This is a genomic window from Aliiglaciecola sp. 2_MG-2023 (assembly GCF_030548145.1).
GTDB classification, from domain to species: domain Bacteria; phylum Pseudomonadota; class Gammaproteobacteria; order Enterobacterales; family Alteromonadaceae; genus Aliiglaciecola; species Aliiglaciecola lipolytica_A.
The window spans coordinates 189,850-204,050 of sequence record NZ_JAUORY010000006.1; the positions used below are offsets into that span (position 1 = coordinate 189,850).

The 14,201-nt window shown below is 40.6% G+C and carries 12 protein-coding genes; 6 read left to right on the plus strand and 6 right to left on the minus strand.

Features of this window, described 5'->3' with window-relative positions; genetic code table 11:
- Positions 1-200: 200 nt before the first annotated feature.
- Entirely contained in the window at positions 201-3,233 is a 3,033-nt protein-coding gene (locus tag Q4567_RS08565) for a TonB-dependent receptor (RefSeq protein ID WP_216049343.1), read from the minus strand.
- A gap of 590 nt (positions 3,234-3,823) precedes the next feature.
- Between Q4567_RS08565 and Q4567_RS08570 the strand changes: the two genes are divergently transcribed.
- On the plus strand, positions 3,824-4,075 hold the full coding sequence (locus Q4567_RS08570) for a hypothetical protein (protein ID WP_303500124.1): 252 nt from the start codon (positions 3,824-3,826) through the stop codon (positions 4,073-4,075).
- A 99-nt stretch (positions 4,076-4,174) separates the two neighbouring features.
- A complete protein-coding gene (locus Q4567_RS08575) occupies positions 4,175-4,393 on the plus strand; it encodes a hypothetical protein (RefSeq protein ID WP_216049344.1) in 219 nt (72 codons plus the stop codon).
- Positions 4,394-4,461: 68 nt separating this feature from the next.
- Here the strand turns inward: Q4567_RS08575 and htpX are convergent, their stop codons facing one another.
- On the minus strand, positions 4,462-5,334 hold the full coding sequence (htpX, locus tag Q4567_RS08580) for a protease HtpX (protein WP_216049345.1): 873 nt from the start codon (positions 5,332-5,334) through the stop codon (positions 4,462-4,464).
- 413 nt (positions 5,335-5,747) lie between these two features.
- Here htpX and Q4567_RS08585 point away from each other — a divergent pair, with 413 nt between their 5' ends.
- Both Q4567_RS08585 and Q4567_RS08590 read left to right on the plus strand, forming a co-directional pair.
- Entirely contained in the window at positions 5,748-6,146 is a 399-nt protein-coding gene (locus Q4567_RS08585) for a cytochrome c5 family protein (protein WP_216049346.1), read from the plus strand.
- Between the two features lie 61 nt (positions 6,147-6,207).
- A complete protein-coding gene (locus Q4567_RS08590) occupies positions 6,208-8,829 on the plus strand; it encodes an EAL domain-containing protein (RefSeq protein ID WP_303500086.1) in 2,622 nt (873 codons plus the stop codon).
- Here the strand turns inward: Q4567_RS08590 and rep are convergent.
- On the minus strand, positions 8,812-10,830 hold the full coding sequence (gene rep, locus Q4567_RS08595; RefSeq protein ID WP_216049348.1) for a DNA helicase Rep: 2,019 nt from the start codon (positions 10,828-10,830) through the stop codon (positions 8,812-8,814). The genes Q4567_RS08590 and rep overlap by 18 nt on opposite strands.
- A 148-nt stretch (positions 10,831-10,978) precedes the next feature.
- Between rep and Q4567_RS08600 the strand changes: the two genes are divergently transcribed.
- Positions 10,979-11,242, plus strand: coding sequence for an accessory factor UbiK family protein (locus tag Q4567_RS08600; protein WP_303500087.1), 264 nt, complete (start codon positions 10,979-10,981; stop codon positions 11,240-11,242).
- A gap of 17 nt (positions 11,243-11,259) precedes the next feature.
- On the opposite strand, the gene ubiA is transcribed toward Q4567_RS08600, so the two are convergent.
- Entirely contained in the window at positions 11,260-12,117 is an 858-nt protein-coding gene (ubiA, locus tag Q4567_RS08605; protein WP_216049350.1) for a 4-hydroxybenzoate octaprenyltransferase, read from the minus strand.
- Between the two features lie 2 nt (positions 12,118-12,119).
- Positions 12,120-12,722 (minus strand): chorismate lyase, encoded by a 603-nt coding sequence (locus Q4567_RS08610; RefSeq protein ID WP_303500088.1) that lies wholly within the window; start codon positions 12,720-12,722, stop codon positions 12,120-12,122.
- A gap of 191 nt (positions 12,723-12,913) precedes the next feature.
- Between Q4567_RS08610 and Q4567_RS08615 the strand changes: the two genes are divergently transcribed.
- A complete protein-coding gene (locus Q4567_RS08615; RefSeq protein WP_303500089.1) occupies positions 12,914-13,318 on the plus strand; it encodes a flagellar basal body-associated protein FliL in 405 nt (134 codons plus the stop codon).
- Positions 13,319-13,333: 15 nt separating this feature from the next.
- On the opposite strand, the gene glpG is transcribed toward Q4567_RS08615, so the two are convergent.
- Positions 13,334-14,200, minus strand: a complete 867-nt coding sequence (gene glpG, locus Q4567_RS08620) for a rhomboid family intramembrane serine protease GlpG (RefSeq protein WP_216049353.1) — start codon at positions 14,198-14,200, stop codon at positions 13,334-13,336.
- Position 14,201 lies beyond the last annotated feature (1 nt).

A 14,201-nucleotide genomic window follows, 5' to 3' on the forward strand; every position in this document is an offset into this window, starting at 1 on the left:
AATTTTTTGCTCGTTGGTTATTTCAAACCAGTAAATTAAAAATGAAAATATTCATATTTAATTGAACAAAATAAGAAGTGTCAGTGTGCTACATCTTCAAATCCTATTCAAATATTTACAAAAACAAAAGCCGCAATAAACAGCGGCATATGGACGATGGCAAACACCACCACTGGTGTTGTTTGCCGTTTCATACCGCCTTAGAACTTGTAACGAGCCCCCATTTGATAGCGTGCACCTAAATCGGTTGCATACCATAATTGCGTTTCGTTTCGAGCGTGTTCACGGATGTCTTCTTCAGTTATATTCAAACCTTCAAAGAACACTGTGAATTGGTCGTTAATATCGTAGCTAACGTTTACATCAAGTTGAGTATAAGACTCCACATAACGCGGGTTATTAGAACTACCTTTATTCACTTCTGCCAAGTATTTATCACGCCAGTTAAGGGCAACACGTGCTTGGAAACCATCTTTTTCGTACATAGCCACTAAGTTAGCCGTATCACTCAAACCCACTAAAGCAAATTGCGACTGGTTAGGATCCGCTTCGTTATCAAAGCCCACATCTCCGCGTACAAACGTATAGTTAGCCTGCACACCAAAGCCTGTATCACCAAAGAAGTGTTGTACCGCAAATTCAGCGCCATAAATTTTGGCTGCTCGGTTATTGTCTGGTGTATTAGTACGGAAAATGACTTCAGGATCATCCTCATTTGCGACCAAATCCCAACCTTCGGTTTCGGCTAACTGTTGAATTTGTTCTGGCGAACCAGTGTAATCATCAGCTCCACCAGGGAAGGCTTCTGGTTGACTTAGCAATACCATCATGGCGTAAAGTGATGTGTCATCAAGTGCAATACCGCGGTCGGCTAGCGCTTGAACGGCAGCCTCGGCACGGGGACCGCCAGTTACATCACGAATACCTAGTAGTGGTTGGTCAACTTGACGGCTACCTAAGAAATTAACCACATCTTTTTGGAACAAACCGGCTGAAACATAACTTGTTTCATCGTAGTACCATTCCAATGATAAATCGACGTTAGACGACTCCAAAGGTAATAAGGCAGGATTTGACGCATCCGCTGTTGGTTGCGCACCCAACAATGTTGAACCACCACCGCCAGCAAAGTTTGAAGCAGATACACCTAAACTTCCAAACCCTGCTCGAGCAATTGTTTTGCTATATGAGAAGCGACCGATTAAATCATCTTTAATCTCAAGTTTTAAATCCAGGCTCGGTAATAAAAAGTCATAGTCACTTTCTGCCGTAACATAACTGGTTTCTGAACCATCCACATATGACACTACGTCATTATTGTCTTCCCATTGAAAGTAGTTACGACTAATTAATGAAGTCGAAGTCACGTCTGTAGTTTCATAACGCACACCGGTTAAGATGCTAAATGGCATTTCTCCGATTTCACCTTCTAAGGCGACTTGAACGTAAGCGGCTAAGGAATCTTCTTGTATCGTATCGTCGAATGACAATGCGTCCTCGGTTCCAGCTGGAATACCAGGATAAAGAGCTTCTGCTGCAGTATACAAATCAGGCGCGTTAGCAATGAAACCATAACCACCAGAGTTTGTGGTAAAGTCGTCAAACTCACCCGGCAAATCAAACGGTTGAATCAAGTCACCGAATTCACCAGGGTTAGCGACCCCCCAATTACCCAAAGCAATGTTGTTGCCGGCAGTTTGAAATGAGCGAGATTCCATTTCACGAGCTTCCACACCAAAATCAAAATGACCGCTGTCTAGGAAGTAAGTAGCGTCAAGTTTATACTGGGTGATTTTAGACTCTTGGCTGGCGTTTCTAATGCGAGCAATCGACGAACCTACATCACCGGCATCCACTTGCCCGTTATTGTTTGCACCTCGAATGCTGTCGTCATATACATTAGTGTAGGTAGGCAAGTCACCATCCCAAAACCATTCTCTTGAGGTCACTGTTGGCGCCCCTAAACCTACCGCCAGTTCGCCGGAACCTCTTGGACCTGTCCCCCGACTATGCATCGTTGAGTCGTGCGCATCAAACATGATTTTAAAATCATCATTAACATTGTATTCAAAGTTCACACCAATCGAATCTAGTGTATTCGTCTGTTCACGCCACTGTTGCTCGTACCCTTCATCTACACCTCCAGCATAGGTTTCAGATATATAGATGGGTGTTTTCACAGCAGAATTATCGAACTCTACCGTCCCGGTATTTGTACCGATTTGCAGCCAGTTACCAATTTCACCACGTTGCTCAACAATTTCGTTTTCAGCAAAGGTGTAGTCTAATGACGCTTTAAAGTCATCCGTTGGTGCAAACTGCAATGTTAGCTGCATATTGTCGCGAGTTCTTTGGGTATTTGAAAATGCATAACGGATGTCATTGGGACGCGCATAAAGCTGTCCCTGCTCTGGAGCATTAACATAGTTTGCTGTGGTGTTGTTATTCCACATTCTATCCGGATCGGCGATATCATCCCAATAGTCAATATTCCAGTTATTCACAGTGGCGCCGGTATAACCTGAATCACGTTCTTGATGCACAGCAGACAAACTCACACCAAATGTTTTCTCATCATTAGCGTAGCTTACAATAGTAGATAATTCAGGGGTAAGATCATCACCAGTACGGTTGGTAGTATCGTGTACCGCTTTTGCGCCGACAGTAGCCACAAAACCTTCTTGATCAAGTGGTTTAGCGGTGATTATATTAATGGTTGCACCAATTCCACCAGTTGCAATGTTCGCTTTACCTGTTTTGTATACTTCTACAGCTCTGATACTTTCCGATGCTAGGTTTGCAAAATCGAATGAGCGCGTGTTTCCACTTTTAGTTGTACCATCCGCACCTGAGCCTGCACCATAGGTTATTGCTGCAGGCATTGTTCTACCGTTTAAGGTAATCATGTTGTTTCCACCCGCAAAACCGCGGACAGTAACTTCAGAGCCTTCACCATTAGTACGACTGATCGAAACACCGGTTATACGTTGCAGCGATTCTGCTAAGTTGGTGTCAGGGAATTTACCGATATCTTCAGCAGAAATAGCGTCAACTACACCAGCTGACGAGCGTTTTATGGCCGCAGCCTCTTGTAAACTTCCCCGTAAACCTGTTACTTGGATAACCTCTAAGTCTTCAGCTTCTTGTGCAGCTAGTGGTGCGCACAGTGAAGCCCCTAAAACGAGCGAAAGGCTCGTTGCTAGATGGGTTTTTGCAAACCTTGTTTTAGTCATGTTGTTTTCTCCCAAAAACTACCTTGATTGTACTCATTACTACATTTTTCACCCGCGCACGTCCTGCTTATGCCACCCTAAGGTTGTAAAATTATTGTAATAACAAGCAAAATGTAAGCGCTTTCATTAGAATAGAGCACGAAAATGTGGTCGTCAACTAATAATCATCGAAAATGAAACTTTTATTAACTATTTATTTACACCCTCCAAATTCACCGCTTTACGATGCTTTACTGAAAACCTTTAAACAAAAGGCTTAGCGGCTAACCTGACAATGAAAGGTAGGTCCTAAAAAAGATAGGGGCAATTGAATTAGCATTATGAAAACCGCTATACGCTTAACTAAATATTAACAATTAAGAAATCAAAGACTGTTTGCGCGCTACCAAAGATGCTCTAAGTGCTTGTTAATTATTTGTTCTAGATAATTTTAATACGTAGAGAGCGGATTCAATAATAACGATATCAATACCCGCGCGGTTCGAATTTCCGTTGAGCAAAACTTGTTATTAAACTGACCTAGATCAATGTGACCTTATGAATTACTGATTAAATACAATTCAAAGATTCACATATAAGGGGAAACCATGATGACGAATTCAAAAGTAATGACGTTACTCAAAGTGGTGATGATCTCGGGATTATGTTTAATTATGTTAGGGATTTATTTACATCTTTTTAGTCAAACAATTGATGAGATGGGAATAGACGGAATCATCATCAGTGCAGCCTGTGTGGCAGTGGGAATGATTATGTCACTTCCAACTAAAATGATTATTACCTTTATTTTAGTCAAGCGTGAGTCCGAACAAACAGAGCGCGTCTTGGATAACAGAATATAGCCCCGTTATTTTAAAAATAATTTATTAATCGAAATTATTGACTAAATATCAATCAATATTATACTGTACAAAAACACAGTACAATATTGAGAGGATGTTATGACACGAGAATTAATTAATTTACACGATTCAATATGTGAATCCACTCGCAGTGAAATACAGCAACAAAGAATTGAACAAAAGAATAAAGATAGGGCCGTCCGAGACCAACAATTTGATAGCCTTATCAGGCGTTTGGATAATCTAAGAATGCTAGCGAAATCGAAAAATAAAAACCATAGCACCGAACGCAGAATTCAAACTAGTTTTGCTTTTTAAGTGTTTCCTTTAGCGAGTATTAAAGGCTTACCTGAAAAGTTATTTTGATTAGATTTTGCAGAGCTGGATTAACCAGCTCTCAGGTTTTCAATACGTTTTTCCAATGGCGGATGACTTGAAAATAGCTTTTGTATTTTTCCTGCATTAATCGCAAAAGCAGCCATTTCGTCAGGCATATCAGGGGTTCCCTGAAAACTTTTCAATTTAGCTAGGGCCGCAATCATATTTGCCCTACCCGCGAGTTTCGCACCACCTTCATCTGCTCTAAACTCTCTATATCGAGAAAACCACATCACTAACATCATCGCTAAAAAGCCGAGAATAATTTCAGCAATAATAGAGACGATCCAAAAAGCCGGACCATGACCTCTTTCAACCTTAAAAACCACTCGATCAACGACATGCCCAATGACTCTAGATAGAAAAACGACAAAAGTGTTCACCACACCTTGAATTAGGGTCATAGTGACCATGTCACCATTAGCGACGTGACTCACTTCGTGAGCCAGTACTGCCTCAACTTCATTTTTGTTCATATGTGAAAGAAGCCCAGTACTAACTGCGACTAACGCATTGTTGCGATTCCAGCCTGTCGCAAATGCATTAGGAGATTGACTATTAAAAAGTCCAACTTCAGGCATTCCAATACCCGCCATTTCAGCTTGCCGCCTTACCGTATCTACAAGCCATCGCTGAGTCGTATCTACTGGTTGTTCAATAACATGAACCCCCATTGAGCGTTTGGCCATAAACTTGGAAAGAAACAAAGAAATAAAGGCCCCGCTAAAGCCAATAACTCCAGCATAAATCATTAGCGCAGTTAGGTCTAAATCAACCCCATTTTCTGCCAGTAACCCTTGAAACCCCAAAAGACTAAATGTCACGCTCAATAACGCTATGATGGCTATATTTGTACCTAAAAACAGAAATATTCTTAACATTTACGGCTCCTTTTTTCGGTTTAAAACGAACACTGCTTAGATAGAAATATTAATAATTATAAAAAGCAATCAAACAAGTTCATTTGCATAGTTCAATATGGGTCTTGAAAAAAATTGTGCAATAGAATAATTGCACTTTTTAGCGCTAATTTACGTAAAATATCGATAAGTTTTCTTTGAAACAACTTATCAGCCGTGTAATCTTAGAAAGTTTATCAATGTATTTACGGTTGAAATGATGATTTTGCTGAGTTGAAATCGGCAAAATAGGGTTAAATCCGTAAAATAAGTAGTTTTTGAGTGAAGATAGATGGCAATTGCAAAGTAAATTGTTGTTCAGTATCAATAACTCGCTATAATTTGTTATTCTTTGGTGAGTGACAAAATTTAAATTTAGATCGTTGGAGATTATTGTGAAATTAAAAGCGTTGTTGAGCGTGTTAGTTGGAAGTTTGTTGATGTTTGCCGTACAAGCGCAAAACATGTCTGAGGAAGATATCAAATCCCGTATTGCGCCAGTTGGTTCTGTGCATGTTGCGGGTGCTAAAGCAGACTCGGCTGCAGCTTCAGGTCCTCGTTCTGGTGAAGACATATATAATACCGCTTGTTTCGCTTGCCATGCATCAGGTGTGTTAAATGCTCCTAAACTGCATGATGCCGCTGATTGGTCACCGCGATTGGAAAAAGGAATCGACGAAGTATTGCATAACGCACTCAATGGACTTGGTTCTATGCCTCCACGAGGAACCTGTGGCGATTGTTCAGATGACGATATAAAAGCAGCAATAGAATTCATGATAGAAGGTGTCTGATTTTAGTTAGTTTCGCTGGTATAAGGTTTCTTAAGATCAATCATTTATTGGATTAAATTAATTGACTGAAGACTTAAATGCAGGACAGTTAACAGTTGAGGAATTGCGAGAACTAATTCCTCAGCTTCAGCAGTTAACAGAAAAATATAAGCGCTCTGAGCATATCCAAAGAGCGCTTTTTGACATCTCAGAGTTAGCTGGTTCTATCAGCGAACTTTCACGCCTGTATGTAGCAATTCACGAAATCATTGGGCAATTCATGAATGCTCAAAACTTTTTTGTAGCCCTTTACGAAAAAGATGATGAGTTTGTGGAGTTCCCGTATTTCGTCGACCAGTTTGATGAAAGCGTAATCAAGCAAATTCCCGCGAAAGATTTACTCGGTGGTATCGCTGGCTATATTCTCAAAAGCGGCCAACATTTGGTTTTAACCGAAGAAAACTTCGAAAAAGAATCCAAAGAACGTAATTTCAAAGCAATTGGTAAAACGCCTGTAGATTTAATTGGTGTGCCTCTCAAGCGCGGCAATCGGGTTATCGGCGCTATGGTAGTTCAAAGCTACGACAAAGCGGTTCGATACGTTAAAGATGAATTAGATTTATTGCTGTTCGTATCTCAGCACATTGTTAATGCACTCGATAGAGTTAAAAGTCGAGAGCTGACAGAACAAACGATTCGCGAGAGAACAAAACAATTACGCGAAATCAACGATGAGCTTCAAGAAGAGATATTAGAGCGTCAAAAAGTTGAATCTTTACAACAAGCACTTTTTGAAATTTCTGAAATAGCAGCTTCTGTTGAAGGGGAGATGTCTGATTTCTATGCTAGTTTGCATGACATTCTAGCCCGCTTATTGAGTGCTCCTAACTGTTATGTTGCAATTATTGATGAAAAACAAAGCTCGCTGGAATTTCCATATTACAGTGATGAAATAAATGATGTTGTCAATTCAAGGCCGTTAAGTAATGGACTCACCGAATTTGTATTGCGTTCAGGCAAAGCAGAATTAATCGATCCAGATCGGGTTAATGATTTAGCCGCTCAAAACGAGTTAGATCAAAAAACTGCAGATAACATGCTAAAGCATACCAATTCTTGGATAGGCTCTCCTTTGTATGTGGATGGTGTTATTTCCGGCGTCATTGCAGTTCAAACCTATGGGAAAGACAGCAAATACACCCTTAAAGATTTGGAACTATTAAAGTTCGTTTCACACCATATTGCGGTAGCTATAGAACGTAAAAGAGCTGCAGAGTCGATTCAAAAATATAATATGCAGTTAAGCCGAAAAGTGCGAGAACGCACTGACGAGTTACATCAAACCAATTTGTATTTAAAGAAACAAATTGAAGAACGCAAAGACATAGAATTAAAGTTAATCCACGATGCCCACCATGACGCGCTCACCAACCTGCCCAATAGAGTCATGTTTAACAGTCGATTAGAATTAGCTGTTGCAAACAAAAATCGTTACCCTGAACATCAGTTTGCTGTGCTTTTTATCGACTTAGATAGGTTCAAGCAAATTAATGACAGCTTGGGTCACCATGCTGGTGATATGTTCTTAGTTGAAGTTGCCAAACGCATCAGTAAATGCATACGTGCCCACGACCTATTAGCTCGGCTAGGAGGCGATGAGTTTGTTATTCTGCTTGATAGCTTCGACGATTTTAATGATGTGGAAGAGGTTGCCAATCGGATTATTCAAACACTTGCAATTCCCTTTCAATTCGACAACAAAGAAATGTATTCAGGGGCGAGTATTGGAATAGCAAATATTGAACAAGGATATGAAACAGCAGACGAATTGATTCGCGACGCAGATGCAGCTATGTACCAAGCAAAAGCACTGGGACGTGGACGCTTTGTCCTATTCGATACCAGTATGCGTCAAAAACTATTGGAAGAACTCGAATTAGAAAATGAGTTTCGTAAAACCCTCAATAACCAACATTTTGATTCTCAAGTTCAAGCGATTGTAAATTTCCAAACTAATAGGATCCTCTATCACGAGTTTTTTGTGCGTTGGATTCATCCTACAATAGGTAAAATAAAGCGGGAACAGTTCTGGAAGGTAGCCCAATCGAGTGGATTGACCGTAGAAATTGATAACTTTATGCTGGATCAGGCCATTAAGGTTTTGCAACATTGGCGCACATTAGGTGAGTCTGAAGCGACTCAAAAGATAGCAATTAACTTGTCAATTAGTCATCTTTCACAAAGTCGCCTAGTAAACCAAATAATTGAACGGGTTAAATCTGCGCAAATTGATCCATCGAATTTAGTGTTTGAGTTTGATGAAAACGAACTAAATCATCGCAGCCAGTTTATGTTACCAGCCATTAAAAAGCTTAAACGTTCCGGGGTAATTTTGGTTTTAGATAACTTTGGAAGTGGTCTTGCTTCTTTAAGTTATTTATACAGCTACCCATTTGATTACGTAAAAATTGATCATAAATTCGTTAAATCGATAACTCGCTCAAAACGCAATTACAATTTGATTCGTTCTGTATTAGCCATATCAAGTCAGTTGTCATTTAAACTGATAGCGGAAGGCATTGAAAATGAAGATCAGTACAATGCACTAGTCGAGGCGGGCTGCACCTTAGGCCAAGGTCATTATATACAATCACCCATCAGTATGACGGCGATTTTGGCACAAGATTCACTTCCCACTAGATAGAATGTTTCTCAAATTTGCTATTCCAGTTTGACCTTTTTGCTGGCGCACTTCTGCACTGTCTTTTACTTTTTTATGTTCCCAAACAATATCATCTTGAGGCAACTCGTAAAGAAAACGACTTGGTTCAGGTTGAATCACCTCACCAAATTGACGACGTTCTTTGCTTAAGGTAAAAAACAACTCCTTCTGTGCTCGAGTAATACCAACGTAAGTCAATCGTCGCTCTTCTTCGATATTGTTTTCATCGATGCTACTTTGATGCGGTAATAGTCCTTCTTCCATACCAACCATGAAAACATAAGGAAATTCCAATCCTTTAGACGCATGTAAAGTCATAAGTTGTACCTGATCTGACTCCTCTGCGTCTTCGTTACGTTCCATCATATCTCGTAAAATTAACCGATTAACAACCTCTTGCAGGGTCATCGGTGGGTCCAGTTCATTGCCTTCGAGCATATCGCTTATCCAACCGAAAAGCGTACTGATATTTGCCATTGCCATTTCAGCTGCTTTGGGACTAGTGCTAGACTCGTAAAGCCATTCTTCATACTGCATAGCTTTGATCATGCCCCGAATGGCAGCAATACCATCACCACGAACGGCGTTGTCAGAAGCTTCAACAATCCAGCGACTAAAGGCCTCGATATTCTGCTGGGCTTTGCCGCTTAAAACGCTGTGTAATTGCGGATGACACGCGGCCTCAAAAATAGAGCATCCTAACTGATTGGCAAAGCTACCTAACTTTTCCAAGGAAACACGGCCAATACCACGGGTAGGAGTGTTAATCACTCTAAGCAGCGCATTGTCGTCATCTTGATTAACTAATAGTCGTAAGTAAGCCATCAGGTCTTTGACCTCAGTGCGACCAAAGAACGACATTCCGCCATTGATTTTGTAAGGGATTCGATTACTCATCAATATCTTTTCAAACAACCGAGATTGATGATTGCCACGATACAAAATCGCATAATCTTTAAATTGGGTATTCTTCATAAACTTATGAGCAAGCAGTTCAGCAACAACCCGCTCTGCTTCATGCTCTTCATTCTTTGCAATCAGCACTTTAAGCGGCTCACCGTACCCTAATTCTGAAAACAACTTTTTTTCGAACACATGAGGGTTGTTTTGAATGAGAATATTCGCGCTATGAAGTATTCGCCCTGAAGAGCGATAGTTTTGTTCCAGTTTTACTAGTTTCAAGCTGGGAAAATCTTGCTGCAAAAGCACTAAGTTTTGCGGTCTGGCTCCGCGCCACGAGTAAATGGATTGGTCATCGTCCCCTACCACAGTAAACCTTGCCCGTTCCCCAACTAACAATCTAACCAGCTCGTACTGACTCGTATTGGTATCTTGGTATTCATCAACCAGCAAGTATTTAATTTTGTTTTGCCATTTTTGCCGAACGGTTTCATTATTTTGTAAAAGCAAGGTAGGCATCAAGATTAAATCATCAAAATCTAGTGCGTTGTAGGCTCTAAGATGTGTTTGATATTCATGATAAACTTTCGCAAATTCCACTTCTCCGGGCGACAATGCACGCTTTTGCAACTGTTCAGGCAAGATTAGATCATTTTTCCAATTTGAAATACACGACTGCAACAAGCTCAATTGCTCTTTATCACCATCAAGAGAGTCTTCGGTTAGATCTTTTAGCAAGGCCATGGTGTCTTTGTCGTCAAATAATGAGAATCCAGGTTTGATCCCTAAACTACGAAACTCCGACTTGATGATATTCAGACCCATGGTATGGAAGGTAGAAACTTTGAGACCGCGAGCGTCTTTTTTGCCCATAGTTTGGGCCACACGCTCTTTCATTTCTCTGGCGGCTTTATTGGTGAAAGTTACCGCGGCAATTTGACGAGCAGGAATACCACACTGTTGAACCAAGTATGCGATTTTATTTGTAATTACCCGAGTTTTACCACTGCCCGCCCCAGCGAGCACTAAGCATGGGCCTGAGATAAATTTGACTGCTTGATTTTGACCGTCGTTGAGTTTCATGGGTGTATCTTTAAAAAATGGCCGGGAATTGTAAAAAATTAACGACCGAATAGCTAGCATCGTTATATCAATTCAGGACTTTTACTACAAATGCAGTAAGTTCAACATTCGTCTGTTACAATCATATTTTTATTTGGAGGCTCTATCCATGTTGGATCCGAAAAAACTGGAAGATATCGCAAAACAAATAACTGATTCGATTCCCCCTGGTGTGAAAACCATGGCTGAAGGAGCGGAGGCAAAAGTAAAACAGGTTCTTCAATCTCAGTTGAGCCGCCTAGACTTCGTAAGCAGGGAAGAGTTTGATGTACAAAGTCAGGTGCTGATTCGCACACGAGAAAAACTCGAAGCCTTAGAAGTTAGACTAGATAAGTTGGAAAATCCAAGTCCTTCAACTGGAAAGACTAACTAAATTCGGTTTTCGAACGACTATAACCAATAGTGACAAAGCATTCCAATTGCTACGCCCATACCTGCGTAATGGTTGTTTAAAAATGCTTTAAAACAATTCGCTCTGTTTCTATCCTTAATTAGATACTGTTGGTAAACAAAAAATCCTGCCATGGCCAAAAGCGAAATATACATTGGCCATGTCATGTTTAAATAGTAAGCCACAAATCCCAGCAACAGCAAAGTGACTATTTGGGTGATACCCACAGCAAGTTTGTCGGCCTGACCAAATAGCACGGCTGTGGACTTAACCCCAATTTTTAGATCATCATCTCGGTCGACCATCGCATATTCAGTGTCATAACCCACAGTCCAGATCACGTTTATCAAAAAAAGTAACCAAGCAATCCAATTGAGATGTTCGTTGATCGCCATGAAAGCCATTGGAATTGACCAACTAAAAGCAGCACCTAACACCACTTGAGGAAGGTTGGTAAAACGCTTCATAAACGGATAGATAATCGCTAACGCTAACGCCCCAAACGACAAAAGAATTGTTTGATAGTTGAGGGTTAAAACCAATAAAAGAGAAATAAGTACTAACCCGGCAAACAGTAACAAGGCTTCTTTTTCAGATACTTCTCCACTGACTAATGGCCGTGATTTAGTACGTTCAACTTTGCCATCCACATGCCGGTCCGCATAATCATTGATAACACATCCAGCACTGCGCATCGCAAAGACACCAATAACAAAAACAATAACTATCTGTATTGGTGGATTGCCTTGGGCAGCGATGAGCAATGCCCAGACCGTCGGCCACAACAATAAATAGCTACCTATTGGCTTATCCATACGGGCCAATCTGATCAATGCGTGAACTTTACTATTCCCCATATTTAGCCTTGTTTAGAGTAAGCTGGACAATCAGGAAGAAATATCTCTGCGACCATCAACTGTAGTTGCTTAAAATCAAACACCGAGCGACGTCCCCACACTGGACGCTGCGCTGAAATTGCTAGCAAATCAGAAAAGTGACGCGTATCGGGTAACTTTAACAGCTGAAATGGACTGCGTACAAACCGACTATCATTGAAGATAATTTTTCCCAATGGTTGATTTCCCAACTCGACTAAATCCATTTCACAAAGTTGTTGCGGCAAAATCGAACGAGCAAACACCCAAGGCTGGCCATTACCACATAAAATCACTTCTCTAACTTGCCATTGAGTGTCATTTACTAACAGAGAACCTGAACGAAGTTGGGTCAATTCCTCAAGCTCTGGCTGCATCTGCCGTTGACCTATTAATTCAAGCTTAAAATCCGCACAGTGTGATTGCAATCGTTCAGTAAGTGAGCCGGTATCTAAAAGCCAATTTTTTAGATAGGGATCGCTAACAGTAAGATCGTCTGCTGACAACCAATTTGCTGGGATTGAAACGGGAAATTGAGTTTGCTGAATCAAAATTGCGCTAAGTCCATGAAAATATGACGCTATCATACCAATAGCTGCTAACATACTGAAGATAATAGGTTGATAAGATTTATCGCCAAAGTGTAAAGATTATAATCTTCAGTTTGTAATAGGCAAATTGGTTAAATTAATTCTCTACAATTGCTAAACTAAAGACATTTGAATTGGCACTTAATAAAGCCATTAAAATTCGCATTTAAATAATTCGAGATAACAATATGAAATCTGTGCTTTTTGCGTTCCTTCTAGCGATTACTTCAAGTCAATTTATTGGAACCGCCCACGGCCAATCAAATTTCGCTTATTATGGATTAGAGCCAGATATCGTTACTAACTTTTTAGGCTCCAACGCGAACAATTTAGGTTTTGTCCGCACGACTATAGAGCTAATGTTGGAAGATGCGGATTATATTGAAGCTGTTGAGCACCATTCGCCACTATTAAGAGCGACAGTCATAGACATACTCGGCAGACAACCAAAAGACAAAGTAAAATCTCTTACCGGCAGAGAAGACTTCCGCAGAAGCAGCCTTGAACGACTTAGAGAGTTAATGGAAAAAGAAACGGGGAAACCGATGATAAAAGACATCATCATCACTAAATTTATTGTGCAAGGCGGATAGCTAGCCTGTTGTAAGTTAGTTTTTACTGTGGTTTTTTTGAGTGAAGTAAACGTAGCACCAAGCAATTGCGCATCCGCATACCAAGCCTAAAGTATGAGCGGTATTGGCAACCGAAACCCATAATACATCGATGTACCCTAAGACCAACCAGACTAACGAAAAACCAATAATGTAGTTAGGTAATGCGAGTCCCCATTGTGGACGCAGCCAGCCGCACCACCACACAAAACCAATAATTCCATATACCACACCAGACAAACCACCAAAATCAGGACCTGACATCAGTAATTGACCAATATTAGGAATAATTGCAGTTATCAAAAAGACTAACAGTAAGGTGCTAGAACCAAACTTCTTCTCAATTTCCTTGCCGGCTAACCACCACCAAAGCAGATTAAAAATAATGTGCATTTCGTCAAAATGAATAAATGCAGGCGTAATAGCTCTCCACCATTCCCCTGTTTCAATCAGTAAAGACCAGGGCAATAACATCAGGTTCTCTCTGACCCAAATGAAGCCACCCGCGATAGAACCCAAATAAACCAGAATACATATGCCCATTATCAGCCACATGAACGGGGTTTGTTGGAACATACTCCAACGCAGTTTGGGGAATACTGATTTTTGTCTAGAACGTAAGAGTTGTTGCTCTAATTCCCAAGCGTGTTTCTGATACTTAGGATCTGTCGGGTTATCGACAAATTCCTTAACAATAAACGCGGCTTCTTGAAGGCAGGCAGGATCGTCAAGTAAAACTTGATGGTTTAAGTCCCCTTCTGCATAAGCATAACTAGCTGGGATATTCTGGCTAATTAAGTAAGTAACCAACAACATTGCAGGACTTTCATGGCCAAAGCTAACTAACTCGAGAGATTTACTCACA

Bases quoted from the DNA above. Each gene is read 5' to 3' on its own strand.
- Q4567_RS08565 (WP_216049343.1), bottom strand. From the start codon at position 3,233: ATGACTAAAACAAGGTTTGCAAAAACCCATCTAGCAACGAGCCTTTCG.
- Q4567_RS08570 (WP_303500124.1), top strand. From the start codon at position 3,824: ATGACGAATTCAAAAGTAATGACGTTACTCAAAGTGGTGATGATCTCG.
- Q4567_RS08575 (WP_216049344.1), top strand. From the start codon at position 4,175: ATGACACGAGAATTAATTAATTTACACGATTCAATATGTGAATCCACT.
- htpX (WP_216049345.1), bottom strand. From the start codon at position 5,334: ATGTTAAGAATATTTCTGTTTTTAGGTACAAATATAGCCATCATAGCG.
- rep (WP_216049348.1), bottom strand. From the start codon at position 10,830: ATGAAACTCAACGACGGTCAAAATCAAGCAGTCAAATTTATCTCAGGC.
- Q4567_RS08600 (WP_303500087.1), top strand. From the start codon at position 10,979: ATGTTGGATCCGAAAAAACTGGAAGATATCGCAAAACAAATAACTGAT.
- ubiA (WP_216049350.1), bottom strand. From the start codon at position 12,117: ATGGGGAATAGTAAAGTTCACGCATTGATCAGATTGGCCCGTATGGAT.
- Q4567_RS08610 (WP_303500088.1), bottom strand. From the start codon at position 12,722: ATGATAGCGTCATATTTTCATGGACTTAGCGCAATTTTGATTCAGCAA.
- Q4567_RS08615 (WP_303500089.1), top strand. From the start codon at position 12,914: ATGAAATCTGTGCTTTTTGCGTTCCTTCTAGCGATTACTTCAAGTCAA.